Source organism: Lyngbya sp. CCY1209, assembly GCF_035615495.1.
In the GTDB taxonomy this organism is placed as follows: domain Bacteria; phylum Cyanobacteriota; class Cyanobacteriia; order Cyanobacteriales; family Microcoleaceae; genus Limnospira.
Genome location: NZ_JAJENU010000492.1, coordinates 1 through 245 on the forward strand (window position 1 = coordinate 1; position 245 = coordinate 245).

The window sequence follows — 245 nt, forward strand, 5'->3', positions numbered from 1 at the left end:
GATAAGGATGTATGGATGTCAGCAAGAATTAATTAAAAAATCCGAAAATGTCCCTTTTTTAGAATACTTGTGTACCACGGCCAACAAACTCATTAATTGCGGAATTTATTTAGCTAGACAGTGGTATTTTAAATTCGGATATATTACGGGAAAATACAACTTAGAAAAAGAGTTGAAGTCCCATGCAAATTATCAGTTTTTGTATTCTCAGGCAGCACAGCAAACTCTTAGAGGAGTAGCAGAGG

At 35.1% G+C, this 245-nt stretch carries 1 pseudogene; it reads left to right on the plus strand.

Annotated features, from left to right (window positions below):
• Window positions 1-245 (plus strand): annotated as a pseudogene (locus LKE08_RS15365) (RNA-guided endonuclease TnpB family protein); the annotation flags it as partial.